The organism is Salmonella sp. GDC200615, assembly GCF_050574145.1.
GTDB classification, from domain to species: Bacteria; Pseudomonadota; Gammaproteobacteria; order Enterobacterales; family Enterobacteriaceae; genus Salmonella; species Salmonella enterica.
Genome location: NZ_CP192247.1, coordinates 3,820,658 through 3,847,009, shown reverse-complemented (window position 1 = coordinate 3,847,009; position 26,352 = coordinate 3,820,658). Strand labels below are relative to the sequence as shown.

20 protein-coding genes and 1 pseudogene are annotated in these 26,352 nt (G+C 50.7%); 12 read left to right on the top strand and 9 right to left on the bottom strand.

What is annotated here, in order from left to right; translation table 11 throughout:
- Window positions 1-212: 212 nt before the first annotated feature.
- The 7 genes and pseudogenes from ACQ29O_RS18655 to ACQ29O_RS18625 all read right to left on the bottom strand — a co-directional run bounded on the left by ACQ29O_RS18655 (window position 213) and on the right by ACQ29O_RS18625 (window position 6,988).
- A complete protein-coding gene (locus ACQ29O_RS18655; RefSeq protein WP_001072353.1) occupies window positions 213-1,244 on the bottom strand; it encodes a hypothetical protein in 1,032 nt (343 codons plus the stop codon).
- A gap of 54 nt (window positions 1,245-1,298) precedes the next feature.
- Window positions 1,299-1,835, bottom strand: a complete 537-nt coding sequence (locus tag ACQ29O_RS18650; RefSeq protein WP_001079646.1) for a fimbrial protein — start codon at window positions 1,833-1,835, stop codon at window positions 1,299-1,301.
- On the bottom strand, window positions 1,832-2,302 hold the full coding sequence (locus ACQ29O_RS18645; protein ID WP_000832393.1) for a fimbrial protein: 471 nt from the start codon (window positions 2,300-2,302) through the stop codon (window positions 1,832-1,834). The genes ACQ29O_RS18650 and ACQ29O_RS18645 overlap by 4 nt, the downstream gene beginning before the upstream one ends.
- A gap of 14 nt (window positions 2,303-2,316) precedes the next feature.
- Window positions 2,317-2,820, bottom strand: coding sequence for a fimbrial protein (locus tag ACQ29O_RS18640; protein ID WP_000178269.1), 504 nt, complete (start codon window positions 2,818-2,820; stop codon window positions 2,317-2,319).
- A gap of 19 nt (window positions 2,821-2,839) precedes the next feature.
- Complete coding sequence (locus ACQ29O_RS18635) at window positions 2,840-3,613, bottom strand: fimbria/pilus periplasmic chaperone (protein WP_001044462.1); 774 nt, start codon at window positions 3,611-3,613, stop codon at window positions 2,840-2,842.
- A 12-nt stretch (window positions 3,614-3,625) separates the two neighbouring features.
- Window positions 3,626-6,318: pseudogene (locus tag ACQ29O_RS18630) on the bottom strand (fimbrial biogenesis outer membrane usher protein).
- A gap of 82 nt (window positions 6,319-6,400) precedes the next feature.
- Window positions 6,401-6,988, bottom strand: coding sequence for a fimbrial protein (locus ACQ29O_RS18625; RefSeq protein WP_000842510.1), 588 nt, complete (start codon window positions 6,986-6,988; stop codon window positions 6,401-6,403).
- 612 nt (window positions 6,989-7,600) lie between these two features.
- Between ACQ29O_RS18625 and mazG the strand changes: the two genes are divergently transcribed.
- From mazG to ACQ29O_RS18600, 5 genes are all read left to right on the top strand, one after another.
- Window positions 7,601-8,401 carry a nucleoside triphosphate pyrophosphohydrolase gene (gene mazG / locus ACQ29O_RS18620; protein ID WP_000210451.1) on the top strand — a complete coding sequence of 267 codons (801 nt, stop codon included), beginning with the start codon at window positions 7,601-7,603 and terminating at the stop codon, window positions 8,399-8,401.
- Between the two features lie 227 nt (window positions 8,402-8,628).
- Window positions 8,629-10,266, top strand: coding sequence for a glutamine hydrolyzing CTP synthase (gene pyrG / locus ACQ29O_RS18615; protein WP_253336081.1), 1,638 nt, complete (start codon window positions 8,629-8,631; stop codon window positions 10,264-10,266).
- 82 nt (window positions 10,267-10,348) lie between these two features.
- Window positions 10,349-11,647: a phosphopyruvate hydratase gene (eno, locus tag ACQ29O_RS18610; protein ID WP_000036734.1), complete on the top strand. Its 1,299-nt coding sequence runs from the start codon at window positions 10,349-10,351 to the stop codon at window positions 11,645-11,647.
- 135 nt (window positions 11,648-11,782) lie between these two features.
- Window positions 11,783-12,454, top strand: coding sequence for a 7-carboxy-7-deazaguanine synthase QueE (queE, locus tag ACQ29O_RS18605; protein ID WP_001199961.1), 672 nt, complete (start codon window positions 11,783-11,785; stop codon window positions 12,452-12,454).
- Between the two features lie 545 nt (window positions 12,455-12,999).
- Window positions 13,000-13,797: an MBL fold metallo-hydrolase gene (locus ACQ29O_RS18600; RefSeq protein WP_001207998.1), complete on the top strand. Its 798-nt coding sequence runs from the start codon at window positions 13,000-13,002 to the stop codon at window positions 13,795-13,797.
- An 87-nt stretch (window positions 13,798-13,884) separates the two neighbouring features.
- On the opposite strand, the gene queD is transcribed toward ACQ29O_RS18600, so the two are convergent.
- Window positions 13,885-14,247: a 6-carboxytetrahydropterin synthase QueD gene (queD, locus tag ACQ29O_RS18595; RefSeq protein ID WP_000108313.1), complete on the bottom strand. Its 363-nt coding sequence runs from the start codon at window positions 14,245-14,247 to the stop codon at window positions 13,885-13,887.
- A 423-nt stretch (window positions 14,248-14,670) separates the two neighbouring features.
- Here queD and cysJ point away from each other — a divergent pair, with 423 nt between their 5' ends.
- The 3 genes from cysJ to cysH all read left to right on the top strand — a co-directional run bounded on the left by cysJ (window position 14,671) and on the right by cysH (window position 19,018).
- Window positions 14,671-16,470 carry an NADPH-dependent assimilatory sulfite reductase flavoprotein subunit gene (cysJ, locus tag ACQ29O_RS18590; protein WP_000210931.1) on the top strand — a complete coding sequence of 600 codons (1,800 nt, stop codon included), beginning with the start codon at window positions 14,671-14,673 and terminating at the stop codon, window positions 16,468-16,470.
- Window positions 16,470-18,182 carry an assimilatory sulfite reductase (NADPH) hemoprotein subunit gene (gene cysI, locus ACQ29O_RS18585; RefSeq protein ID WP_001290671.1) on the top strand — a complete coding sequence of 571 codons (1,713 nt, stop codon included), beginning with the start codon at window positions 16,470-16,472 and terminating at the stop codon, window positions 18,180-18,182. The genes cysJ and cysI overlap by 1 nt, the downstream gene beginning before the upstream one ends.
- A 101-nt stretch (window positions 18,183-18,283) precedes the next feature.
- Window positions 18,284-19,018 carry a phosphoadenosine phosphosulfate reductase gene (gene cysH / locus ACQ29O_RS18580; protein ID WP_000039871.1) on the top strand — a complete coding sequence of 245 codons (735 nt, stop codon included), beginning with the start codon at window positions 18,284-18,286 and terminating at the stop codon, window positions 19,016-19,018.
- Between the two features lie 81 nt (window positions 19,019-19,099).
- Here the strand turns inward: cysH and sopD are convergent, their stop codons facing one another.
- A complete protein-coding gene (sopD, locus tag ACQ29O_RS18575) occupies window positions 19,100-20,050 on the bottom strand; it encodes an SPI-1 type III secretion system effector SopD (RefSeq protein ID WP_024143616.1) in 951 nt (316 codons plus the stop codon).
- 444 nt (window positions 20,051-20,494) lie between these two features.
- Between sopD and ACQ29O_RS18570 the strand changes: the two genes are divergently transcribed.
- The 4 genes from ACQ29O_RS18570 to cas7e are packed head-to-tail and all read left to right on the top strand — an operon-like array spanning window position 20,495 to window position 26,349.
- Entirely contained in the window at window positions 20,495-23,158 is a 2,664-nt protein-coding gene (locus ACQ29O_RS18570; protein ID WP_000029737.1) for a CRISPR-associated helicase/endonuclease Cas3, read from the top strand.
- Window positions 23,159-23,169: 11 nt separating this feature from the next.
- Window positions 23,170-24,726 carry a type I-E CRISPR-associated protein Cse1/CasA gene (casA, locus tag ACQ29O_RS18565; protein ID WP_000368579.1) on the top strand — a complete coding sequence of 519 codons (1,557 nt, stop codon included), beginning with the start codon at window positions 23,170-23,172 and terminating at the stop codon, window positions 24,724-24,726.
- On the top strand, window positions 24,723-25,277 hold the full coding sequence (gene casB / locus ACQ29O_RS18560; RefSeq protein ID WP_000117945.1) for a type I-E CRISPR-associated protein Cse2/CasB: 555 nt from the start codon (window positions 24,723-24,725) through the stop codon (window positions 25,275-25,277). The genes casA and casB overlap by 4 nt, the downstream gene beginning before the upstream one ends.
- Window positions 25,278-25,290: 13 nt before the next feature.
- Entirely contained in the window at window positions 25,291-26,349 is a 1,059-nt protein-coding gene (cas7e, locus tag ACQ29O_RS18555) for a type I-E CRISPR-associated protein Cas7/Cse4/CasC (protein ID WP_000206417.1), read from the top strand.
- Window positions 26,350-26,352: the final 3 nt, after the last annotated feature.

Genomic DNA, 26,352 nt, shown 5'->3' with positions numbered 1-26,352 from the left:
AATTTGTCCTCGCTCCCCCCAGTCACTGACCAGCGTAAGCCCCGGGGATTGATGGGGGACATCCTTGTCCCCCACCGCAGGCAGCCTTCGGCTGTTCAAATTCGTATCAGACGAATTTGTCACTGCGTCGCCGCCTGCCTGCAACTCGAATTATTTAGGGTATATGAGTATAAAAGTATGCAATCGTAAACTCAGATCTATTAAGAAAAATACTATTGCCAGGGCAAAATAACTGTCACGCTGCAATTAGTATCAACGTTTATTCGTTCCCAGTTGCCGATTATTCTTCCCAGTTCGCCATTGTTGCATGCCCCCATATCACCATTCCTACATTGATAATCTACATTTGTTTTAATCCTGCTATCAGCACAAACTACATTGATCGTGCTATTTTCCAATGTATAATCGAATCCTTCACCCCACGTGACATTTTTCTCCTTATACATCAAATAAATTTTCCCTAGTTCTATATTTTCTGCCTTATCGTTATAATGAAGTTCATTATAATTTAACACGGAGTTCTTATCCAAAGACGCAGTTATGAAACCAATCGGCGATGCAACCGTATAAGTTGAATTGTTATTCGTAAAAACAGAACCTGTCCCAGAATGATATTTGTATTGACCGCATCCAGGTACCGTAAAAATAAACCCGGGATCATATAGTGGTGGCATTGTTATGTTAGAAATAACACCCGTATTAGGGGTTGGTGTTATTGCGCCTGTATTAATTACTACTGCACCACCAATCGCCATACCCTGAAAGCCACTGCCATCCATCGGGATCTCTGTTATATATCTCATTGTTCCTGTAGCATATAATTTACTTTCGATAATTGACATGCCATTATCTGTCCTTACAGGTACAGCTTTGTCTGTGTCATAACCAGTAACAAAGCATGTTATGCCGTAATAACCAGGAAAATTACCATTGAGTAATGTACACTGGGCATCTGTATTAACTTTGACATCTGCTGTTGTATATAAATTAACTGTTATGCCACCAATAAACATAGATATGAGACTTCCATTAAGCAGGGTTGCCTCATATTTTGCTGGAATAACAGTGCTATCATGCGGCCAGCTTTTGCATTGTGAGAATTCAGCCTGTTGAGCCTGAGGTAGTACTAAATAATTTGTTGAGTCACGTATTACTAATGGTTCAATCATTACATTTTGGTTAATGGCCTGAGTTATCCCAGGATATGCAATTATACTTAGAAAAAATAATACTTTTTGATTCATTTAAATTTCCATTATTTAAATAAAATATTAGAAATGAGTATATAACTTGAGAAGTTACTGATATTCAAAACTCACTGTTGCGCTACCCGAAAATTCCCCCGGCATAACCTCTTCACCAGCGTATTTTTGCAGCCTGGCCTGCAAGTTGATGGTGGTAATCCCTTCTTTCAGCACAAAAGCTGTACCCACTGTTGCATTGATACTCACTGGTTGCTGTGCAGCCGTTTCCACGCCAATCGCAAAACCACTGGCTTCCGACGAGGGCTCCAGCGCCAGCAGTCCGGGCAGGGTACTGTCTTCAACGCCCTGAAAGGTCACCAGCACGCCGTTGGCTAGCGCTGTTTTGCAATCCTGGAGGCTAAGTGTGAATGGAACAGGAGTCGTTTGCCCGCTGGCGTCGAAATTGTCACTGCCAATAGTATGAAAATCCACCGTCGCCATCGTGTCATTATCCACTACCAGGTTACAGGCGCCGGCAACCAGCTTACCGCTGTAGTGCACATTAGGCGTGGCGGCAGGTAGCGTATTGCAAACCGCCCATAACATTACGCCTCCGATCAAATGCCCGGCAGTTTGAAAAATACGGTTCATTGGTAATCCACCTGTAACGTGGCAAAAGCCTCAAAATCGCCTTCGGCAGGCTCTTTACCGGGCTGTTTTACCGGCACGGCTTTTAGTGTGGGAAGCGATGACTCATTGATGGTTAGCGACGTGCCGGGAGGAAACACCGTGCCGTTCTGTTGAAGTTCAATGCCCAGCTCAGGGACGCTGGTGGTTAAGGCTTTTGCGGAGTAAGGCGTCGCCGTGCCCAGATAGCTCAACGTAAAAGTTAATGCGTCATCGCGAAAGCTGCTGTCGCAGGTAAGGGTCCACGGGATCTCGGTCAGGTAATTGACGCCGTCAATATTATCAATAATGACGCTACCAAAACTGACCTCCAGCATTTCACCGTTATTGATAGTACAGGCGGGCGGGTTTATCAGTTTGCCGTGAAAGGTCAAATTGTCGGCGCAGGCAAACTGGGTGATTAAAAGAGTCAGGATAAGCACCCTTTTCACTATGAATCTCTCCATCACTGGTAATCCACGACTAACGTCGCACTGGCGTTAAAATCGCCACCCGCTAACTGCGTGGTGGGCTCTTTAACCGGTACGGCTTCCAGCTCTGGCCCATTGCTGCCGCTCAGGGTGAAGTTCAGCCAATCCGTTATGCCAACCGGAACCAGTTGCTTATTGCCCGCCTGCTGAATACGGATGCCTAACCCCTGCACCGAAGTTTGCAGAACCTGCTCCCCGCTGATGGTGGTGGTTCCCTGAATTTGTAGCTTCAGATAGTCACTCGCTCTGCCATCGCAGTTCAGGCTGTAGCCCACAGGTTTCGTTTGAGAAGCATCGCCAACTTTGGTGGTCAGGACATCGCCAAACTCTACGGAAGCGCCGCCTACCGTACAGGGCGGTGGTTGAGTGACGACCAGATGCAGCTCCAGTTGCACGGTTTTTGTGCCGGCAGCCTCGGTGCCGGTAACGAATCCACCGCACAGCAGCACCAGCATTTTCCAGCGAGTCAACATCGTCATAGATCTCTTTCGCACAGGATTACTTATTCGCTTTCTTCTCAGCGTCACGGGTTTTTTCCTCATTGACCTTGCAGGTATTCCCTGAGCAGGTAAAAACCAGCAGGCGATGGCCGCCGTAATCATCGACGTAGCCCACCACCGGCGAGCTGCCGAGCGAGGCACCTTTGATGGGAGAGGTCACTTTTTCACGCGGGGCAATCAGCAGGTTTTTAAAGCCGGAGGCGGTTTCGTTCTCTTTGCTACCGGCATTGCTGATGACGAGGTAAAACGGTGTGGGGTTGTCGAAGATCACACCATCGCCCTGGTAGGTCAGCGTGAGCTTCGTCTGCCACGGGTGCGTCTTATCCACCTGCCGGGCGACGGCTACCGGGCGGTAGAAAAACTTAATACGCGTTTGCAGCGCCAGCTGGAGCGTATTAGGCTTATCGCTTTTCGGCGGAATTTCCCGCACGTTGAAATAAAACAGACTTTCCCGGTCCTGCGGTAGGCTAGCCGCGGTTGGTAACGGCTGGACTTTAACCTGCCCGTCGGATTTTGGCTCAATACGCTGCAGCGGCGGCAGGGCGGTAAAATAGCGGGTATCTTTGGCGAACTTATCGTCTTCCAACCACGCCTGTGCGAGGTAGGGCAGAGTGGCGTTGCCGTTTTTCAGCGTGACGGTGATTGAATTTTCATTGCCGTTAAAAATAACGCGGGTACGATCCGGCACAATCGCGCTGTGCGATACCAGCGGCGCAGCCAGTAATACCGAAGCGATAAGCGCCTGGCGCTTAAAATGGTTGGTCTTGTTCATTACAGGCTCCCTTTATTCCATATCCTTGCGATTCACCGCATGGTTGTCAGCCAGCGGTATGGGCGGGGTTTGAGTGGTTGTCGCCACCGGCGCGGCCGGTTGGCCATCGGTTTGCGTATGTTCCTGGATTAGCGGTTGCGCAGGCAGCGGAGAACTTTTCTGCGGTGCGGTGGGGGGCTGACCTTCCAGCATTTTGCACGGCAGCAATAGCGCGTTGGCCAATAGCTCCGGTGTAAACGTGGACGGGAGTGATGCTTCACACTGCGCCGCGCCATCCCAGAAGACTTTCAATGTTTCCCCGGCTTTTACGCCCGCCAGCCAGGCGTTGCCGTCATCGGCCACCAGGCCCAACTGCTGCTGGCGCTCGTTTTTCACTTCGGCGCCGAACGGTGGGAAGTCGCCGTCTGCCAGCCGGAAAACCGCCATCATTTTCTCGCCGCTGACCACGTCAAAGTGACGGTAGCCGATGGCGCCTTCGGTGAGCGTGATCTGCACAACCGACTTAGTAGCTTCCGCCTTCTCCGGCAATTTGTTCAGATCGATACGCGCCAGGCTGCGCGAATAGCTTCCGACATCCGCAATCACGGCCTTGCCGAAAATGTTGGTTGAGGTTGGCGAGCCGTTACCGCTAACGGGGACGTCCGCAATGCCGTCGGTATCAACCAGCAAACGTGTGCTGCCCGCTAAACTTCCCCGGTGTAGCGCGCCGCCCTGGGTGGTCAGCGTCATGCCGCCGCGCAGCGACATGCCCAGCGAACGGTACGATCCTTCTTCATAATCCGCGCTCAGATCGATGTCCGTCAGCGCGCCCTGATGGCTGTAATAACCGTCTGCCTGTGCGCCTTGTTCATCCTGCCCGACGTGAAGCTGCCAGTTATCGCCGTTCTGGCTGTGGCCGGAATAGCCGAGCTGATTACGGTGTTGACTACCGTTAAACGTACCGTTGTAGCTGATGGAATCATTGCCCCAGGGAACAGACAGCGAGATATAAACGCCATCATCTTTATCACCGTTATATTCGCTGCGATAGCCGTTCAGCGACGCACTGAGATTTTTTATCGACCCTAAGTCGAAGTACCAGGAAAGAGACAGGTTATAGTTACTCTGATCCGGGCTGTCCCAGAAGGTACTGCGTGAGTAGCTGAAATAGGCGCTCATGCCCTGTTCACGGAAGTTCTGGTTATAGGTGACCGTATAGCGTTCTTTTTCGTGACCGGCATTGAGATGATGATAGGTTTTCGCATCCAGATAGTCGCTCATGCTCATAAAGTTCTTTTCTGAGAAGCGGTATCCGGCAAAGGTTAGTCGGCTGTCGATTTCATCAAAGTCACGGGAGTAGCTGATGCGATATGAGTTACCCTGCAGCGTTTCGCCGTCAAACCCGTCGTCTTGCGGCATGTGGGCGATGGAGTGCGTAATGTCGACCGCCACCGCGCCCACCACGCCAAGATCCTTACCGCTTCCCAGCGCCACGGCCTGATAGTTGCTTTCTCCAATTGCGCCGCCATAGAGCGACCAGCCGTTGGTGACCCCCCACGAAGCTTCCGCCGAGGCGAATGTGCCGGTAATGGGGTGATGATCCCAGTCCTGCGGGCGGCCCAGCGCCATCTTGTAGCGCACTATGCCGGGGCGCGTCAGGAAGGGAACCGATGCGGTGTTAACGTCAAACTCCTGGGTCTGACCGTTCTGCTCTTCCACGGTGACGTGCAACGTACCGGAAACGGACTGGTTGAGATCCTGAATACGGAACGGTCCTGCGGGCACCTGCGTTTCATACAGTACGCGCCCCTGCCAGGAGACTTTGACTTTGGCATTAGAGCGCGCAATGCCCACGATCTCCGGCGCATAGCCGCGCAGTTTCGGCGGCAGCATCTGATCGTCAGAAACGACGCTGGCACCGATATAGTTAAAGCTGTCGAAAACATCGGACTGGAGATAGCTTTCGCCCAGCGTAAGTTTGGCCCCGAGCGTCGGTAGTGCGCGATAGGCGTAGTAGCGGCTCCAGCTCTGATCGTGGAGGGTGGAAGTGTTCTCGTCATCGTCACGATGGTCGTAGCTGGCCTGCCAGTCGGCCCGCAGTCGCCATGCGCCCAGGTTCGCGCCTAACGTCCCGTTGCCGCTGATGCTTTGCTCTTCGCTGCCGCTTTCTTGATCGTGGCGGAGCTGATTATTAATGTTGTAATCCAGAATGATGCCGGGAATACCATTATCCCAGCGGGCGGGTCCCAGTCGACATCGCTGTATTCCATATACGCCTGGGGTAAATTCACCAGCAGCGTGGAGTGTCCCAGGTCAGCCTGAAAATCCATGCCTTTCAGTGAATCTGGCGCCAGACATTGTCGTTCACCGTGCGTTATCCAGACGAGTTTTTCCGTGAGTTCCGGCTTTATACCCAATTGCGTAACTAATTCTGGTTCTGCGCAAACCTCACTTCCTTGTGGATCATGTTCTGGAATAACCCAGTTAACAGGAAATTCCTGCGGCAGAGTCTGTCCGTTAATTTTAATTTGTAAAAGGTAGACGCCTGGCAGAATAAAACCCTTACGAGAAAACTGTGCAATGTTAACGTTATCGCGATTTTTTACATCGAGGAAATCGGTATTAAATTCGATGTCTTTGCCTGACGCGCTATAAGGGGAGAGGCTTAGAAGCATTCCCACTCCGCACGCTATTGGGCAAAGAACACTTTTCCATGTGTTATTCATCAAATATATTCCGCAATAAAACTCAACAGGAATACCCTACCTAAAGCGGCAGGGTATTATCGTCGTGACTCTGTTAACTGAATTACAGGTAAGAGATAGTGACGTTGGCGGCGCTGCTGAATTCACCTGTGCCCACGGTACCGGTTGCTGCGCCAACCAGCCAGGCGGTGAAATTCAGGCTTTGCTTCTCATCAAGAATGGTATCTCCGTCCAGGTCCGCAATGGCCTGTGTATAGGTATCGCCCAGTTTGATATTGTTTTTGCCAGCATCGCCGATTGCCAGGCTTACGTTGCTAATAGCGCCAGTGCCGTCAGTCTTCATCAGCGCGAGATTATCCGTGGCGTCTGTAGCCGCTGTGGTTCCACTACCTGTAGTGAATACCACATTCATATTTTTCTCGGTAGCCCAGGTACAACCCTCAAGATCGATATGAAAGGTACGGGCATTGTTGATGGTCGTTTTACCATTACTCAGCGTGCCATTACCGATACTTGAACCCATATTGACTGTTTGATCTTCCGTATCCAATGTGACGGAGCAGGGGGAGTCAACAATATTACCAAGGAAAGTGACCTTCGCTGTGTTGCTACCCGCGGCTTGAGCGCCGGAGACAATTCCCATAACTAAAGATGCAGTTACTGCCAGTTTACAAAAATGAGATGACTTCATCGTGTTATCCTTAATTAACGTGTTTTATGGCAACATTTTGTACGCGTATACCAAGGGATATGCGGCATAGAGCCATGCTGCGGGCTTTGGGTAAAAAATAGGTCATAATAAAAATATTATATTTCTACATTTTTATGAGTATATTCTTATGAGCTGAATGATCGTACCTGCTCATAGAATATTATATGTAATACTTTCAATATATTTATTTCATGTATGTTCCAGAAAAAACAAAAAAGCGGTCTTTTTTGAATATTAAACTGGCGTGCATGCTACTCGTTTTTCCGTAAAAGTGAAATAATTTATTTTTTTTGAAAGGGAAGGCTCTTTGGGGGGGGGGGGAGGCTTATAGTGTTTGCATAATTTTTTTACTTAATTGATGTTATTTATAATGCCTGGTGCAAATATCTGTTTTTTTTAATAAATTAGTTATATGATATATTATATTGTTGTGTATCGATTAATAATTTTAAAGTTATACGGGAAAGGTAGCATTCAACGCCTGTTAACAATATATTTTATTATATAGGCGTTGTCGTAGTGTCTCTGTGCGTGAATGGTTAAGAATAATACGTTACAATTGTCGCTAGTATTTACAACCGATTAAAAACCATGACAACTAACCATCAAATTGACCGTCTTCTCACCCTCATGCAGCGCCTGCGCGACCCGGAAAACGGCTGCCCGTGGGATAAAGAGCAGACCTTCGCCAGCATCGCGCCTTATACGCTGGAAGAAACCTATGAAGTACTGGATGCGATTGCGCGTGAGGATTTTGACGATTTGCGCGGCGAACTGGGCGACCTGTTGTTCCAGGTGGTGTTTTACGCGCAGATGGCGCAGGAAGAAGGCCGCTTCGATTTTAATGATATCTGCGCTGCCATCAGCGACAAGCTGGAGCGCCGCCATCCGCATGTTTTCGGCGAGCTTTCCGCGGATAATAGCGAAGAAGCATTAGTTCGCTGGGAGCAAATCAAAACGGAAGAGCGCGCGCAAAAAGCGCAGCATTCCGCGCTGGACGATATTCCGCGCAGCTTACCGGCCTTGATGCGCGCGCAAAAAATCCAGAAACGTTGCTCAAACGTGGGCTTTGACTGGACGACGCTGGGACCGGTCGTCGATAAGGTCTATGAAGAGATCGATGAGGTGATGTTCGAGGCGCGGCAGGCGGTTGTTGATCAGGCTAAACTGGAAGAGGAAATGGGCGATTTGCTCTTTGCCACGGTCAACATGGCGCGTCATTTAGGTACGAAAGCGGAGCTCGCTTTGCAAAAAGCGAACGATAAATTTGAACGTCGTTTTCGCGAAGTTGAACGTATTGTCGCAGCCAGAGGCCTGGAAATGACCGGGGTAGACCTGGAAACAATGGAAGAAGTTTGGCAGGAAGTAAAACGCCAGGAAATTGATCTCTAAAGGTTTTAGGCGGTCAAGAGCGATTTGTGTGATTTTTTAAATAACAAGCGCTTGATTTACGTCAAAAACATTTACCTCAAAGGGGCTATTTTCTCCCTCCCTGTGTGAATGTCAGCCTGACGAAGAGGAGGAATAATGAAAGTTTGTGGCGTAGGTCATGTTCGGGTATACTGCTTTCCCGTCCTGGTTATTCCATCGTCTTTTAAACCTAACTTCTCAGGTTCCGCATGACAACGAACTATATTTTTGTGACCGGCGGGGTCGTATCCTCTCTGGGTAAAGGCATTGCCGCAGCCTCCCTCGCAGCCATTCTGGAAGCCCGTGGTCTCAACGTGACCATCATGAAACTGGATCCGTACATCAACGTCGATCCGGGTACTATGAGCCCAATCCAACACGGGGAAGTGTTCGTTACTGAAGACGGCGCTGAAACCGACCTGGACCTGGGGCACTACGAGCGTTTCATCCGCACCAAGATGTCTCGCCGCAACAACTTCACGACTGGCCGCATCTATTCCGACGTTCTGCGTAAAGAACGCCGTGGCGACTATCTGGGCGCAACCGTACAGGTAATCCCTCACATCACTAACGCGATTAAAGAGCGCGTGCTGGAAGGTGGCGAAGGCCACGATGTGGTACTGGTGGAAATCGGCGGTACCGTCGGTGATATCGAATCGCTGCCGTTTCTTGAGGCGATTCGTCAATTGGCGGTAGATATCGGTCGTGAACACGCGCTGTTTATGCACCTGACGCTGGTACCTTACCTGGCGGCTGCGGGCGAAGTGAAAACTAAACCGACTCAGCACTCCGTGAAAGAGCTGCTGTCTATCGGTATTCAGCCCGATATTCTGATTTGTCGTTCCGACCGTGCGGTTCCTGCCAACGAGCGTGCAAAAATTGCATTGTTCTGTAATGTGCCGGAAAAAGCCGTTATTTCAATGAAAGATGTCGATTCCATTTATAAAATTCCAGGCCTGTTGAAATCTCAGGGGCTTGATGATTATATTTGTAAACGATTCATCTTGAACTGTCCGGAAGCTAACCTGTCTGAATGGGAACAGGTCATTTACGAAGAAGCGAACCCGGCAGGCGAAGTGACTATCGGCATGGTCGGCAAATATATTGAACTGCCGGATGCCTATAAGTCGGTGATCGAAGCGCTGAAACACGGTGGTCTGAAAAACCGCGTTACCGTCAACATCAAATTGATCGATTCGCAAGATGTTGAAACGCGCGGCGTCGAAATTCTGAAAGATTTGGACGCTATCCTGATCCCCGGCGGCTTCGGCTATCGTGGCGTTGAAGGTAAAATCGCCACTGCGCGCTATGCGCGTGAAAACAATATTCCTTATCTGGGCATTTGCCTGGGGATGCAGGTTGCGTTGATTGAGTTCGCTCGTAACGTGGCCGGCATGGACAACGCCAACTCAACGGAATTTGTGCCAGACTGTAAGTACCCGGTTGTGGCGTTAATTACCGAGTGGCGCGATGAAGACGGTAACGTTGAAGTCCGTAGCGAGAAAAGCGATCTGGGCGGCACCATGCGCCTGGGCGCGCAGCAGTGCCAGCTTAGCGATGACAGTCTGGTACGTCAGTTGTACGGCGCGTCAACGATTGTTGAACGTCATCGCCATCGTTACGAAGTCAACAATATGTTGTTGAAACAAATTGAAGCAGCGGGTCTGCGTGTCGCAGGCCGTTCCGGTGATGATCAGTTAGTCGAGATCATTGAGGTACCGAATCATCCGTGGTTCGTGGCCTGTCAGTTCCATCCGGAATTTACTTCCACGCCGCGTGATGGACATCCGTTGTTCGCTGGCTTTGTTAAAGCCGCCAACGAGCATCAGAAACGTCAGGCGAAGTAAAAAAGTTAGAACGGCGGTGCACCCTCAGCGGTGCACCGTTTGTCTGAAGTTTTAGTTTAACTAGTGACTTGAGGAAAACCTAATGTCCAAAATCGTTAAAGTCATCGGTCGTGAAATCATCGACTCCCGTGGTAACCCGACTGTTGAAGCTGAAGTACACCTGGAAGGTGGTTTCGTAGGTATGGCGGCGGCTCCGTCAGGTGCTTCTACTGGTTCCCGCGAAGCGCTGGAACTGCGCGATGGCGACAAATCCCGTTTCCTGGGTAAAGGCGTAACCAAAGCTGTTGGCGCGGTTAACGGCCCGATCGCTCAGGCTATTCTTGGCAAAGACGCTAAAGACCAGGCTGGCATCGACAAAATCATGATCGACCTGGACGGTACTGAAAACAAATCTAACTTCGGTGCAAACGCCATTCTGGCTGTCTCTCTGGCTAACGCCAAAGCTGCTGCTGCCGCTAAAGGTATGCCGCTGTACGAGCACATTGCTGAACTGAATGGCACGCCGGGCAAATACTCCATGCCGGTTCCGATGATGAACATCATCAACGGCGGCGAGCACGCTGACAACAACGTCGACATCCAGGAATTCATGATCCAGCCGGTTGGCGCGAAAACGGTTAAAGAAGCCATCCGTATGGGTTCTGAAGTTTTCCATCACCTGGCAAAAGTGCTGAAAGGCAAAGGCATGAACACCGCTGTGGGTGACGAAGGCGGCTATGCGCCGAACCTGGGTTCCAACGCTGAAGCGCTGGCTGTTATCGCTGAAGCGGTTAAAGCGGCTGGTTACGAGCTGGGTAAAGACATCACCCTGGCGATGGACTGCGCAGCATCTGAATTCTACAAAGACGGTAAATACGTTCTGGCTGGCGAAGGCAACAAAGCGTTCACCTCCGAAGAATTCACCCACTTCCTGGAAGAACTGACCAAACAGTACCCGATCGTTTCCATCGAAGATGGTCTGGACGAGTCTGACTGGGACGGTTTTGCATACCAGACCAAAGTACTGGGCGACAAAATCCAGCTGGTTGGTGACGACCTGTTTGTAACCAACACCAAAATCCTGAAAGAAGGCATCGAGAAAGGCATCGCTAACTCCATCCTGATCAAATTCAACCAGATCGGTTCTCTGACCGAAACGCTGGCTGCAATCAAGATGGCGAAAGATGCTGGCTACACTGCTGTCATCTCTCACCGTTCTGGTGAAACTGAAGACGCTACCATTGCTGACCTGGCTGTTGGTACCGCTGCAGGCCAGATCAAAACCGGTTCTATGAGCCGTTCTGACCGCGTTGCTAAATACAACCAACTGATTCGTATCGAAGAGGCTCTGGGCGAAAAAGCACCGTACAACGGTCGTAAAGAGATCAAAGGCCAGGCGTAATCCTGCTTTTACCTCTTAATGTAAAAACCCGCTTCGGCGGGTTTTTTTGTATCTGTTCAATAGCGCAGCCGCTGTGCATGACCGGGCAGACGAAATCTGCAATAATTAACGATTATCCCCTTAACAGAGAACGCTATGCAGTACCCGATTAACGAGATGTTCCAGACTCTACAAGGCGAGGGTTATTTTACCGGCGTCCCCGCTATTTTTATTCGTTTACAGGGATGTCCGGTCGGCTGTGCCTGGTGTGATACTAAGCATACCTGGGATAAACTGAGTGATCGGGAAGTGTCTCTGTTCAGCATTCTGGCAAAAACCAAAGAGAGCGACAAATGGGGGGCTGCGAGCAGTGAAGACTTGCTGGCAGTAATTAACCGTCAGGGCTATACCGCGCGTCACGTTGTCATCACCGGTGGCGAACCCTGTATTCACGACCTCATGCCGCTCACCGATCTGCTTGAAAAGAGTGGTTTTAGTTGCCAGATTGAAACCAGCGGGACGCATGAAGTGCGCTGTACGCCTAACACCTGGGTCACGGTTTCACCAAAAGTGAATATGCGCGGGGGATATGACGTGCTTTCCCAGGCGCTGGAGCGCGCCAATGAAATCAAGCATCCCGTTGGGCGAGTTCGTGATATTGAGGCGCTGGATGAACTGTTAGCCACGTTGAGCGATGATAAACCGCGCGTGATTGCTTTGCAGCCCATTAGCCAGAAAGAAGACGCGACGCGTCTGTGTATTGAAACGTGTATTGCACGTAACTGGCGGCTGTCTATGCAAACGCATAAATATTTAAATATCGCCTGATGCATTACTAAGCTTACAGACGGCCTGCCGATGCCGTCTGTGACTCATCCATTACCTTGCATTGTTTATTTTCTCTATGTGAATTTCGATGAGTGTATAAAAGCGCTGATAAATTTTTCCATAGCGATGCACGGATCGCGCTATTTTGGTAAATTTAAAGAAAAAATCATTCTATGAACTTTTTTGCATCAAAATCAGCAAATTAGCTGTTCTTTAATAATTTAAATTGTTGCGATTATGTTGGTGGAATGTGGTGCTGATAAAAAGTAGTTTATAAACAATGACATACGTTTAGTGTGTTCCCCGCGCCAGCGGGGATAAACTGAGGATTTCGCCGCGCTGTTGGCCTCCAGATTCGTGTTCCCCGCGCCAGCGGGGATAAACCGTGCGCCAACGACTGGAATTTTTGCGTGTAGCCGTGTTCCCCGCGCCAACAAGGATAGCCGTTGCATAATCATAATCTGTGTACCAGTAATGGCTGGTACAAACCTGTAAAGTAAAAAGGCCGCGTTTTCCCGGGGGAGGCTTTTCTACAGGAGAAGGCCATGGCGTTAAGGATCAGGGTATTGCTCGAAAATCATAAGGGAGCTGGAGCGGATAAATCGTTGAAGGCCCGGCCAGGATTAAGCCTGTTAGTCGAGGATGAGTCTACGTCGATCTTGTTCGATACCGGCCCTGATGGCAGTTTTATGCAAAACGCGTTGGCGATGGGGATCGACCTGTCCGATGTGTCTGCTGTGGTGCTTTCGCATGGTCATTACGATCATTGCGGCGGCGTGCCGTGGCTTCCTGATAACAGTCGAATCATCTGCCATCCCGATATTGCGCGCGAACGTTATGCGGCAATGACTTTTCTCGGTATTACCCGAAAAATAAAAAAATTGTCGTGTGAGGTGGACTATTCACGCTACCGAATGATGTACACGCGTGACCCCCTGCCGATTGGCAAAAACTTTATCTGGTCAGGGGAAATACCGGTGGTTGCGCCTGAAGCCTACGGCATTTTTGGCGGCCACGATGCGGAGCCGGACTCCATTTTGGATGAGGGCGTACTGATTTACCAATCGACAAAAGGATTAGTCATCATTACGGGATGCGGGCATCGGGGGATCGCAAATATTGTCCGGCACTGTCAGAACATTACCGGTATAAAGCGGATTTACGCGCTTGTCGGCGGATTTCATCTCCGCTGCGCATCACCGTTCACGCTGTGGCGAGTCAGGCGCTTTCTGCAAGAACAAAAACCTGAAAAACTATGCGGTTGTCACTGTACAGGAGCCTGGGGGCGGTTGTGGCTACCGGAAATAACCGCACCTGCAACCGGTGATGTGCTGCGCTTTTAACACCGCGCTGGACAATGTTTTCACTGATAAAACGTCGTGTGGATAGGCTGGAATCAATTTGACATCCAGCCCACGCGTTAATAAACCTTATTCGCCGCGATAGACGCAGCCGGCTGTACAGGTCTCTTTCACCATCACGGCGCTCAGTAGCGGCACGACGGGCTTAACCTGATCCCAAATCCATTTTGCCAGCACTTCGCTGGTGGGATTGGACAGCCCTGGAATATCATTCAGATAGTAGTGATCAAGACGATCGTAAGTCGGTTTAAACGCCGCTTTGAGATCCGCGAAATCCATAATCCAACCGGTATGCGGATCGACTTCACCGGTAATTTCGAGACGCACCATAAACGAGTGTCCGTGCAGGCGGCCGCACTTATGCCCTTCAGGCACGTGAGGCAGGCGGTGAGCGGCTTCAAAGGTGAAATCTTTATACAACGTGGTGGACATGATGAACTCTCAGGCAATAAAAAAACCGCCGTAGGGTACCGGAAAGCGCATTTTTTATCATTAACTAAAACCATTCTCCGCCTTGTGACGGGCAATTAATTTAAGAATTTCCAGAAAATTTAATAATTATCAATCAATTATAAAATCGATTTTGGCGTTAATAACGATAACTAAAACAGGTTAGTTCATTTGGTTATTTGTTATTTCCAACCCTTCTTTAATTGTTATTCCTCTCACCGTTAACCTTATCCTCAGTTTGGGATTTATCGCTTATACATTTCATCTTTCAAGCCGCATCTGTGTTGACTGCGTTTACTCACCCCAGTCACGTATTTATGTACGCTCCTGGGGCGCGCTCAGCTTACGGCGAACTTGAATGATTTTGTGTATAGATCCGCTTTGCTTACTGGAACATAACGACGCATGACGACACCGGCTCCACTGACTGGGTTGCTTCCGCTTAATCCGGAGCAACTGGCGCGCCTTCAGGCCGCGACAACCGACCTTACTCCCGAACAGCTTGCCTGGGTCTCCGGCTATTTTTGGGGCGTACTGAACCCGCGCTCGGGCGTTGTTGCCGTCACGCCTGTTCCTGAGCGGAAGATGCCGGGGGTTACGCTTATCTCCGCTTCGCAAACCGGCAATGCGCGTCGTGTGGCGGAAGCGCTGCGTGATGATCTGCTGGCGGCCAACCTTAATGTGACACTGGTGAACGCCGGCGACTACAAATTCAAACAGATTGCCAGTGAAAAACTGTTGGTGATAGTGACGTCCACCCAGGGAGAAGGCGAGCCGCCGGAAGAGGCCGTCGCGCTGCATAAATTCCTGTTCTCCAAAAAAGCGCCGAAACTGGAAAACACCGCTTTTGCCGTGTTTAGCCTCGGCGACACCTCTTATGAATTTTTCTGCCAGTCCGGAAAAGATTTCGACAGCAAACTGGCGGAACTGGGCGGTGAACGTCTGCTCGACCGTGTCGATGCTGACGTTGAATATCAGGCAGCTGCCAGCGAATGGCGCGCCCGCGTGGTTGATGTTCTGAAGTCTCGCGCACCTGTCGCGGCACCTTCGCAATCCGTCGCTACTGGCGCGGTAAACGACATCCACACCAGCCCCTATACTAAAGACGCGCCGCTGATCGCGACCCTCTCCGTGAATCAGAAAATCACCGGTCGCAACTCGGAAAAAGATGTGCGTCATATTGAGATTGATTTAGGCGACTCCGGCCTGCGCTATCAGCCGGGCGATGCGCTGGGCGTCTGGTATCAGAACGATCCGGCTCTGGTGAAGGAGCTGGTTGAGTTGCTGTGGCTGAAAGGCGATGAGCCGGTGACGGTTGATGGTAAAACCCTGCCGCTCGCCGAAGCGCTGGAGTGGCACTTCGAGCTGACGGTGAATACCGCCAACATTGTTGAGAACTACGCGACCCTGACGCGCAGTGAGTCGCTGTTGCCATTAGTGGGCGACAAAGCGCAGCTCCAGCACTACGCCGCGACCACGCCCATTGTTGATATGGTGCGTTTCTCTCCGGCGCAGCTCGACGCTGAAGCATTAATCGGCCTGCTGCGTCCGCTGACGCCGCGTCTGTACTCCATCGCCTCCGCGCAGGCGGAAGTCGAAAGCGAAGTACACGTAACCGTCGGCGTCGTGCGCTACGATATTGAAGGCCGCGCCCGCGCGGGTGGTGCTTCCAGCTTCCTCGCCGACCGCGTGGAAGAAGAGGGCGAAGTGCGCGTCTTTATTGAACACAACGATAATTTCCGCCTGCCAGCGAATCCGCAGACTCCGGTGATTATGATTGGCCCAGGTACAGGTATCGCGCCGTTCCGCGCCTTTATGCAGCAACGCGCCGCCGACGGTGCGGAAGGCAAGAACTGGCTGTTCTTCGGCAACCCGCACTTTACCGAAGATTTCCTCTATCAGGTGGAGTGGCAGCGCTACGTGAAAGAAGGCGTGCTGAGCCGGATCGCTCTGGCCTGGTCCCGCGATCAAAAAGAAAAAATTTACGTACAAGACAAGCTGCGTGAACAGGGTGCCGAGCTGTGGCGCTGGATCAATGATGGCGCGCATATTTATGTCTGCGGCGATGCCAGGAGCATGGCCGCAGATGTCGAAAAAGCATTGCTGGAAGTGATCGCTGAATTCGGCGGTATGGACCTCGAATCGGCAGATGAATATTTAAGTGAGCTGCGCGTCGAGCGCCGTTATCAGCGAGATGTCTACTAATGAGCGAAAAACATCCAGGCCCACTGGTGGTCGAAGGTAAACTGTCCGATGCCGAGCGCATGAAGCTGGAAAGCAACTATTTGCGCGGTACCATTGCGGAAGATCTGAACGACGGTCTCACCGGTGGTTTTAAAGGCGATAACTTCCTGCTGATCCGCTTCCACGGCATGTACCAGCAGGATGACCGTGACATTCGTGCCGAGCGCGCCGAGCAGAAGCTGGAGCCGCGTCACGCGATGCTGCTGCGCTGCCGTCTGCCGGGCGGGGTGATTACTACGACGCAATGGCAAGCGATCGACAAATTCGCGGCGGATAACACGATTTATGGCAGTATCCGTCTGACCAACCGCCAGACCTTCCAGTTTCACGGCATTCTGAAGAAGAACGTCAAGCCGGTGCACCAGATGCTGCACTCGGTGGGGCTGGACGCGCTGGCGACCGCTAACGATATGAACCGTAACGTGCTGTGCACCTCCAATCCCTACGAGTCTCAGCTGCACGCTGAAGCCTACGAGTGGGCGAAGAAGATCTCCGAACATCTGCTGCCGCGCACCCGTGCGTATGCGGAGATCTGGCTCGATCAGGAGAAGGTCGCGACCACCGATGAAGAACCGATCCTCGGGCAGACCTATCTGCCGCGTAAGTTCAAAACCACGGTAGTGATCCCGCCGCAAAACGATATCGATCTGCACGCCAACGACATGAACTTCGTGGCGATTGCCGAAAACGGCAAGTTGGTCGGCTTTAACCTGCTGGTGGGCGGCGGTCTGTCTATTGAGCATGGTAATAAGAAAACCTACGCTCGTACGGCCAGCGAGTTTGGCTATCTGCCGCTGGAGCACACCCTGGCGGTGGCCGAAGCGGTAGTGACGACGCAGCGCGACTGGGGTAACCGTACCGACAGGAAAAATGCCAAAACCAAATACACCCTTGAGCGCGTGGGACTGGAGACATTTAAAGCGGAAGTCGAGCGTCGCGCGGGGATCAAATTTGAGCCGATCCGCCCGTATGAGTTTACCGGTCGCGGCGATCGTATCGGTTGGGTGAAAGGGATCGACAACAACTGGCACCTGACGCTGTTTATCGAAAACGGTCGTATCCTGGATTATCCGGGGCGCCCGCTGAAAACCGGCCTGCTGGAGATCGCGAAGATTCATCAGGGCGAGTTCCGTATTACCGCTAACCAGAACCTGATTATTGCCAGCGTGCCGGAAAGCCAGAAAGCGAAGATCGAGACGCTGGCGCGCGACCACGGGTTGATGAATGCGGTGAGCGCGCAGCGTGAAAACTCAATGGCCTGTGTATCGTTCCCGACCTGCCCGCTGGCGATGGCGGAAGCCGAGCGTTTCCTGCCGTCGTTCACGGACAAAGTGGAAGCGATTCTGGAAAAACACGGCATTCCTGATGAGCATATCGTGATGCGCGTGACCGGCTGCCCGAACGGCTGTGGTCGCGCGATGCTGGCGGAAATTGGCTTAGTAGGGAAAGCGCCTGGTCGTTATAACCTGCATCTTGGTGGAAACCGTATTGGGACACGTATCCCACTGATGTATCAAGAAAATATCACCGAGCCGGATATTCTGGCCTCGCTGGATGAACTGATTGGGCGCTGGGCGAAAGAGCGTGAAGCGGGTGAAGGCTTCGGCGACTTTACGGTGCGTGCGGGCATCATTCGCCCGGTGCTCGATCCCGCGCGTGATTTCTGGGAATAACCTGAATTGCCGGATGGCGGCATAAATGCCTTATCCGGCCTACCGCCCGCGTAGGCCTGATAAGCGAAGCGCCATCAGGCAAGGTATACCGCGAGGAACTTATGTCCAAACTCGATCTAAATGCCCTGAATGAACTGCCAAAAGTCGATCGCGTACTGGCGTTGGCGGAAACCAACGCTCAACTGAAAACGCTGACTGCCGAAGAACGCGTGGCTTGGGCGCTGGAAAATCTGCCCGGCGAATACGTGCTTTCTTCAAGCTTTGGCATCCAGGCGGCGGTGAGCCTGCACCTGGTGAATCAGATTCGCCCGGATATCCCGGTGATCCTCACCGATACCGGCTATTTGTTCCCGGAAACCTATCAGTTTATTGATGAGCTAACGGACAAACTCAAACTCAACCTGAAAGTTTACCGCGCGGGCGAAAGTCCGGCCTGGCAGGAAGCGCGCTACGGCAAGCTGTGGGAGCAGGGCGTTGAGGGCATTGAGAAATACAATGAGATCAACAAAGTCGAGCCGATGAACCGGGCGCTAAAAGAGCTGAAAGCGCAGACGTGGTTTGCGGGTCTGCGTCGCGAGCAGTCCGGCAGCCGCGCGCATTTACCTGTTCTCGCTATCCAACGCGGCGTGTTTAAAGTGCTACCGATTATCGACTGGGATAACCGCACGGTTTACCAGTATCTGCAAAAGCACGGTCTGAAATACCATCCGCTGTGGGATCAGGGCTATCTGTCGGTGGGCGATACGCACACCACCCGCAAATGGGAGCCGGGTATGGCGGAAGAAGAGACACGCTTCTTCGGACTGAAGCGCGAGTGCGGGCTGCATGAAGGGTGATTGTCCTTACGCGGTATGATTATACTTGCTGTTATGAAAAATCCGGCAGGCAGCCGGATTTTAAATTGGTTATATTACTGACTATAGTAATATATTACGACTGCACCCATCTTTACCAATGTGCAAAGAACGTTCATGGGTTAGATATAGCTTTTCAAGAATTACATCAATAAACATTTTTTTTGCATGATAGTCGTTATAATCCTGATTAAGTTTTTTTAAAAAACCAGAATTTGTTGGTTTAAACTCTGCAAACGGCGAATAGGTATGTAGTAAATAGGAGATACACGGATGCATCATGCTAAAAGCGACTTCACCTTGTACCTCCTGATAACCTATTTTGCAAAACTGAGTTGTAGGCTCAAAGTTACCTGCATTAATACAGGCCAGCATCGATTTTTCATCTTCAGTAAGCGAGTCCTGCCATTCGACAAGCGGGTGGTCTGGAGCCTCTGCGGGACGCATCATCTCATAAACCGCCGCTTTGATTTGTGCATTGCCCGTCACTTCTTTTCGTAGTGTAGAAATCGACTCCTGAAGTAATTCCGGGTGCCAGGTCATCTTCGCACCAATCACCTCGCATATTTGTAAAAATAACTGTCTCTCCTCTCTACTCATAGATTCTATCACTGCATCATCTGATATATTGAGGATGTCCTTAATATTGCTTTGGCTGATCACCGTGTCGCCGACCATAAGTAAAAATTGTGTCTGAGAAGCGTCCATCTTGATAGTAAACAGATCTTGATGAGCCGGGCAGGCCAGATGTTGTAGCCGTTTAAAGGCGTAAATTTTATTTATATCCTCTACGTTAACTTCCATCTCTCCAGGTTCACCACGGCCCTGCCCGTGAATGATGGAGTGTAACACTTCCAGCGCATGGTCCTTTTTTTCCGCTCTAAAATGATCCTGGACTTTATCCCAACCCCCCATATAGATTGCTTTTTCTTTATCTGCGCTTAACAGATGAGCAAGCCGACTTTCATTAAGCGTATAATTTTGATGATTACCGAAGCTTAAAGTGACTGGCATAATATTTTCCTTCAAATTTATATTATTCAATATCCGGAGTAAAATATATCGTTCAATTCTCTCTTTTTTATTAAACAGATAAAGTTTACTACAGGAGAGAATTTGAACGACATTATTAATACAGCACATTTATGGTTGGTAATCCTTTGTGGTGACGATAATTCAGACAAAAGGTAGATGATTCGCCGCAAATGGTCGTTTTTTTTTAAATTTTGGTTTATGCAGAAGGCATTGGAGGAAGCCTCTTTGAGCGCTTCTTCCAGAAGAAAAAGGCGGAAAAATTTATAATAATTATTCGTGGGGTAAATATTTATGAAGAATATATAAAATTGAGCGACATATTTAAATATAATCTCAGGAAGTGCAATTTTTGTGAGGTATATCAACAAAAAAGACCATTAAAAAGGCGTAGAGTGCTTTTATTATCCACATGCTGGAGTTTACGTGTCGATATATCACTATTGGGGAAAGTCTCGAAGAGGAGAAACTGACGGAGGTGATGATTACCATTTGCTTTGCTGGCATTCTTTAGATGTTGCGGCTGTGGGTTACTGGATGGTGATAAATAATATTTATTTTATTGACCACTATCTAAAAAAATTAGGCATCCAGGATAAGGAGCAGGCGGCGCAATTTTTTGCCTGGATTTTATGTTGGCATGATATTGGAAAGTTTGCTCATTCCTTCCAGCAACTATACCGTCATGAGGCTTTAAATATCTTTAATGAGCCTACACGGCATTATGAAAAAATCGCGCATACCACGCTGGGATACATGTTGTGGAACTCCTGGCTAAGTGAATGCCCTGAATTGTTTCCTCCTTCTTCGCTTTCAGTTCGTAAAAGTAAGCGCGTTATGGCGCTTTGGATGCCAGTCACTACAGGTCATCATGGACGCCCTCCAGAGGCAATCCAGGAGCTGGACCATTTTCGCCAGCAGGATAAAGACGCGGCAAGAGATTTTCTTCTGAGAATAAAAGCGCTCTTTCCTTTAATTACTTTGCCTGAAGCCTGGGATGAAGATGAGGGTATCGACCAATTTCAGCAACTTTCCTGGTTTATTTCCGCTGCGGTTGTACTGGCTGACTGGACTGGTTCTGCCAGCCGTTATTTTCCGCGTACTGCGGAAAAAATGCCTGTTGATACCTACTGGCAGCAAGCTCTCGCTAAAGCACAAACTGCCATCACGCTATTTCCCTCAGCGGCGAATGTGTCTGCCTTTACGGGCATAGAAACGCTTTTCCCTTTTATTCAGCATCCCACACCGTTACAACAAAAGGCGCTTGAGCTGGATATCAACGTGGATGGCGCCCAACTCTTTATTCTTGAAGATGTCACCGGGGCCGGAAAAACAGAGGCGGCGCTCATATTAGCTCATCGACTGATGGCGGCAGGTAAAGCGCAGGGACTCTATTTTGGACTGCCGACAATGGCGACAGCCAACGCGATGTTTGAACGTATGGCGAACACCTGGCTGGCGCTGTATCAGCCGGACTCCCGTCCCAGCCTGATTCTGGCGCATAGCGCGCGTCGCTTAATGGATCGTTTCAATCAGTCAATATGGTCGGTCACTCTTTCTGGTACGGAAGAACCCGATGAAGCGCAGCCTTATAGTCAGGGATGCGCCGCCTGGTTTGCCGACAGCAATAAAAAAGCGTTGTTGGCGGAGGTTGGCGTAGGCACGTTGGATCAGGCGATGATGGCGGTAATGCCATTTAAACATAACAACCTGCGGTTACTGGGTCTTAGCAACAAGATCTTACTGGCTGATGAGATCCATGCCTGTGATGCCTGGATGTCCCGAATACTTGAAGGTTTGATCGAACGGCAGGCCAGTAATGGCAACGCCACTATTCTGTTATCTGCGACGCTATCGCAGCAGCAGCGAGATAAGCTGGTGGCGGCATTTTCCCGTGGGGTGAGGCGTAGTGTGCAGGCGCCGTTGCTAGGCCATGACGATTATCCCTGGCTGACTCAGGTCACACAAACAGAGCTGATTTCTCAGCGGGTTGATACACGCAAAGAGGTTGAGCGTTGCGTAGATATTGGCTGGCTACATAGTGAAGAGGCGTGTCTTGAACGTATAGGTGAAGCAGTGGAAAAAGGAAACTGTATCGCCTGGATACGTAACTCCGTTGATGATGCGATTCGTATCTATCGCCAGCTTCAACTGAGTAAGGTCGTCGCCACGGAAAACCTTTTACTCTTCCATAGTCGCTTTGCTTTTCACGATCGTCAGCGGATTGAGTCGCAGACGCTGAATCTCTTTGGCAAACAGAGCGGCGCGCAACGTGCCGGTAAGGTCATTATCGCCACGCAGGTAATCGAACAAAGTCTGGATATTGACTGCGATGAGATGATCTCTGATTTAGCGCCGGTGGATTTATTAATTCAGCGGGCCGGTCGACTACAGCGTCATATTCGCGATCGTAACGGTCTGGTGAAAAAGAGTGGGCAGGATGAGCGAGAGACGCCAGTGCTGCGCATTCTTGCTCCGGAGTGGGATGACGCGCCGCGAGAGAACTGGTTATCCAGCGCCATGCGTAACAGCGCCTATGTCTATCCCGATCATGGGCGCATGTGGCTGACGCAGCGCATATTACGTGAGCAGGGGACGATTCGGATGCCGCAATCTGCCCGCTTGTTGATTGAGTCGGTCTACGGTGAGGATGTCAACATGCCGGTTGGATTTGCAAAAACCGAGCAATTGCAGGAAGGCAAATTTTATTGCGACCGGGCATTTGCCGGCCAGATGCTGCTTAACTTTGCGCCGGGCTACTGTGCTGAAATTAGCGATTCTTTACCGGAGAAAATGTCAACGCGGCTGGCGGAAGAGTCTGTCACGCTGTGGCTGGCGAAAATCGTGGATAGCGTCGTAACCCCTTATGCCAGCGGTGAACACGCCTGGGAGATGAGCGTGCTGCGAGTACGTCAGAGCTGGTGGAATAAACATAAAGACGAGTTTGAAAAATTAGACGGCGAACCCTTGCGTAAGTGGTGTGCGCAACAGCATCAGGATAAGGATTTTGCCACGGTGATTGTGGTGACGGACTTTGCCGCTTGTGGTTATTCGGCGAATGAGGGATTGATTGGCATGATGGGGGAATAACGAATACAAATATGGACAATTTTTCACTTTTAACAACGCCCTGGCTCCCCGTCCGTTTCAAAGACGGTTCCACGGGCAAGCTGGCCCCCGTCGATCTGGCGGATGAAAACGTGGTGGACATCGCCGCAACGCGAGCAGATTTACAGGGAGCGGCCTGGCAGTTTCTGTTGGGATTGCTGCAATGCAGTATCGCGCCGAAAAGATACAAAAATTGGGAGGATATCTGGTTTGATGGATTGCATGCCGATGTGCTCCATAAGGCATTAGCACCGTTAGAACACGCTTTTCAGTTTGGCGCGGAATCCCCCTCGTTTATGCAGGATTTTGAACCGTTAAGCGGCGAAAAAGTCTCTATTGCCTCATTGTTGCCGGAAATACCTGGCGCGCAAACCACGAAGTTCAATAAAGATCATTTTGTCAAACGCGGCGTAACGGAACGTTTTTGTCCGCACTGCGCGGCGCTGGCGCTGTTCTCGTTGCAGCTTAACGCGCCTGCGGGCGGCAAAGGCTATCGTACCGGGCTGCGCGGCGGCGGGCCACTGACCACGCTGGTTGAATTGCAGGAATATCAGGGCGAGCGGCAAACGCCGATCTGGCGCAAGCTGTGGCTCAACGTGATGCCGCAGGATACTGCGGATCTGCCTTTACCAGACCAGTGTGATGCGACCGTTTTCCCGTGGCTTGCCGCGACGCGGACCAGCGAGCAGGCGAATGCCGTTACCACGCCGGAGCAGGTCAATAAACTCCAGGCGTACTGGGGGATGCCGCGTCGTATCCGCCTGGATTTTGCCACCTTACAGTCAGGTTGCTGCGATATTTGCGGCGCTGAAAGCGATGAGCTTCTTGGCTTTATGACCGTCAAGAACTACGGCGTTAACTACGATGGCTGGCGGCACCCGCTGACGCCTTATCGCGCCCCGGTAAAAGATCAAAACGCCTTCTTTTCCGTTAAACCGCAGCCCGGCGGCCTTATCTGGCGCGACTGGCTGGGATTAAGTCAGAACAACCAGACGGAAGCGAATTACGAATCTCCCGCGCAGGTAGTCAAGGTGTTTAACGCCCGCTCGCTGACTGACGTTAAAGCGGGGATCCGGGGCTTTGGCGCGGATTTCGACAATATGAAAATCCGCTGCTGGTATGAGCATCACTTCCCGTTGCTGATGACGGAAGGTCTGATCCCTGATTTACGTAAGGCCGTGCAAACTGCGGCCCGCCTGTTGAGCCTGCTTCGCAGTGCGCTAAAAGAAGCGTGGTTCACCAATGCGAAGGATGCGCGGGGTGATTTCAGTTTTATCGACATTGATTTCTGGAACCTGACGCAGGGGCGCTTTCTCAATCTGATCCACGATCTGGAAAACGGACACAAGCCGGACGAAAGGCTGAATAAATGGCAAAGAGAACTTTGGCTGTTTACCCGTTGTTACTTCGATGATCACGTCTTTACCAACCCCTACGAGAGCAGCGATCTGGAGCGCATCATGAAGGCGCGCAAAAAATATTTTACTTCATCGGCGGAAAAGCAAAGCGCAAAAGCCGCCAAAGCAAAGAAACAGGAGGCTGCTGAATGAGTGTTGTGACGAAAGATGATAAAGCCACTTTGCGTCAGTGGCATGATGAACTACAAGAAAAACGTGGATTACGTGCCAGCTTACGACGTAGTAAAACGGTGAATGATGCCTGTTTGGCTGAGGGGCTTCATTCATTGTTAATGCAAACACATTCTTTATGGAAAAACAAAGCACCCTGGAATGTTACTGCATTGGCAATCACAGCGGCACTGGCTGCACATATCAAATTTATTGATGAGCAAAAGAGTTTTGCTGCGCAGCTTGGACAGAAGAAAGGTGGCGACACTCCGGTGATGTCAAAATTACGCTTCTCCCACCTATTAGCGGTAAAAACGCCGGATGAACTGCTGCGCCAGTTACGGCGTGCGGTGAAGCTGTTAGATGGTTCGGTCAACCTGTTTTCTCTTGCAGACGATATTTTCTGCTGGTGCCAGGAGCAGAATGACTTGCTGAACCACCATCGCCGCCAGCAGCGGCCAACCGAATTTCTTCGTATCCGCTGGGCGCTGGAATACTACCAGGCTGGCGATACCGATAACGAACAAGATTAACAGGGATATCTTTATGACAACGTTTATTCAGCTCCACTTACTGACCGCTTACCCCGCCGCTAACCTGAACCGTGATGATACCGGTGCGCCAAAAACCGTGGTGCTTGGCGGAGCAACACGTCTGCGTATCTCCTCTCAGAGCCTGAAACGCGCCTGGCGTACATCTGAGTTATTTGAACAGGCATTAGCTGGCCATATTGGTATTCGTACTGGTCGCATTGCTCGTGAGGCGGCGCAAATCCTCGTTGATAGCGGCATTGACGCCAAAAAAGCGGTTGAGTACGTCAAGAACATCGCCAACTGCTTTGGCAAGGTAAAAGAGGATAAGAAACCCAAAGATGAGTTGACGAATGCTGAAACCGAGCAACTGGTGCATATCAGCCCTGCTGAGTTTGAGGCCGTGAAAGCGCTGGCGCGCCGTCTGGCAGAAGAAAAACGTCCGGCAACAGAAGAGGAAGCGGAACTGTTACGTCACGATCGCATGGCCGTCGATATTGCCATGTTTGGCCGGATGTTAGCGAAGAAAACTGATTTTAACGTGGAAGCCGCCTGCCAGGTCGCCCACGCCTTCGGCGTCAGCGAAACGATCATCGAAGACGATTTCTTTACCGCTGTGGATGACCTACGCCAGGCATCGGCAGAAGATGCAGGCGCAGGCCATCTCGGCGAAACCGGCTTTGGCTCCGCGCTGTTTTACACCTATATCTGCATCGACAAAGATCTGCTGGTGAAAAACCTGAACGGCAATGAAGAACTGGCAAACAAAACGCTGCGCGCCTTTACTGAAGCGGCGCTGAAAGTGTCGCCGACCGGCAAACAGAACAGCTTTGCCAGCCGTGCCTATGCCTCGTGGGCGCTGGCCGAAAAAGGCACCGACCAACCACGTTCACTGGCGGCCGCGTTTTATGAACCGATCAACGGTACAGACCAATTGAACGTTGCGGTTAAGCGTATTACCGCGCTGCATGAAAATATGAATGAGGTCTATGCACAGGAGACGGCGTTCAAAAACTTTAACGTGATGAATCAGCAGGGAAGCATGAAAGACGTGCTTGACTTCATCTGCGCGTAAGGG

Coding starts and splice junctions, on each gene's coding strand:
- ACQ29O_RS18655 (WP_001072353.1), bottom strand. CDS start 1,244: ATGAATCAAAAAGTATTATTTTTTCTAAGTATAATTGCATATCCTGGG.
- ACQ29O_RS18650 (WP_001079646.1), bottom strand. CDS start 1,835: ATGAACCGTATTTTTCAAACTGCCGGGCATTTGATCGGAGGCGTAATG.
- ACQ29O_RS18640 (WP_000178269.1), bottom strand. CDS start 2,820: ATGACGATGTTGACTCGCTGGAAAATGCTGGTGCTGCTGTGCGGTGGA.
- ACQ29O_RS18635 (WP_001044462.1), bottom strand. CDS start 3,613: ATGAACAAGACCAACCATTTTAAGCGCCAGGCGCTTATCGCTTCGGTA.
- ACQ29O_RS18625 (WP_000842510.1), bottom strand. CDS start 6,988: ATGAAGTCATCTCATTTTTGTAAACTGGCAGTAACTGCATCTTTAGTT.
- mazG (WP_000210451.1), top strand. CDS start 7,601: ATGACAACTAACCATCAAATTGACCGTCTTCTCACCCTCATGCAGCGC.
- pyrG (WP_253336081.1), top strand. CDS start 8,629: ATGACAACGAACTATATTTTTGTGACCGGCGGGGTCGTATCCTCTCTG.
- eno (WP_000036734.1), top strand. CDS start 10,349: ATGTCCAAAATCGTTAAAGTCATCGGTCGTGAAATCATCGACTCCCGT.
- queE (WP_001199961.1), top strand. CDS start 11,783: ATGCAGTACCCGATTAACGAGATGTTCCAGACTCTACAAGGCGAGGGT.
- ACQ29O_RS18600 (WP_001207998.1), top strand. CDS start 13,000: ATGGCGTTAAGGATCAGGGTATTGCTCGAAAATCATAAGGGAGCTGGA.
- queD (WP_000108313.1), bottom strand. CDS start 14,247: ATGTCCACCACGTTGTATAAAGATTTCACCTTTGAAGCCGCTCACCGC.
- cysJ (WP_000210931.1), top strand. CDS start 14,671: ATGACGACACCGGCTCCACTGACTGGGTTGCTTCCGCTTAATCCGGAG.
- cysI (WP_001290671.1), top strand. CDS start 16,470: ATGAGCGAAAAACATCCAGGCCCACTGGTGGTCGAAGGTAAACTGTCC.
- cysH (WP_000039871.1), top strand. CDS start 18,284: ATGTCCAAACTCGATCTAAATGCCCTGAATGAACTGCCAAAAGTCGAT.
- sopD (WP_024143616.1), bottom strand. CDS start 20,050: ATGCCAGTCACTTTAAGCTTCGGTAATCATCAAAATTATACGCTTAAT.
- casA (WP_000368579.1), top strand. CDS start 23,170: ATGGACAATTTTTCACTTTTAACAACGCCCTGGCTCCCCGTCCGTTTC.
- casB (WP_000117945.1), top strand. CDS start 24,723: ATGAGTGTTGTGACGAAAGATGATAAAGCCACTTTGCGTCAGTGGCAT.
- cas7e (WP_000206417.1), top strand. CDS start 25,291: ATGACAACGTTTATTCAGCTCCACTTACTGACCGCTTACCCCGCCGCT.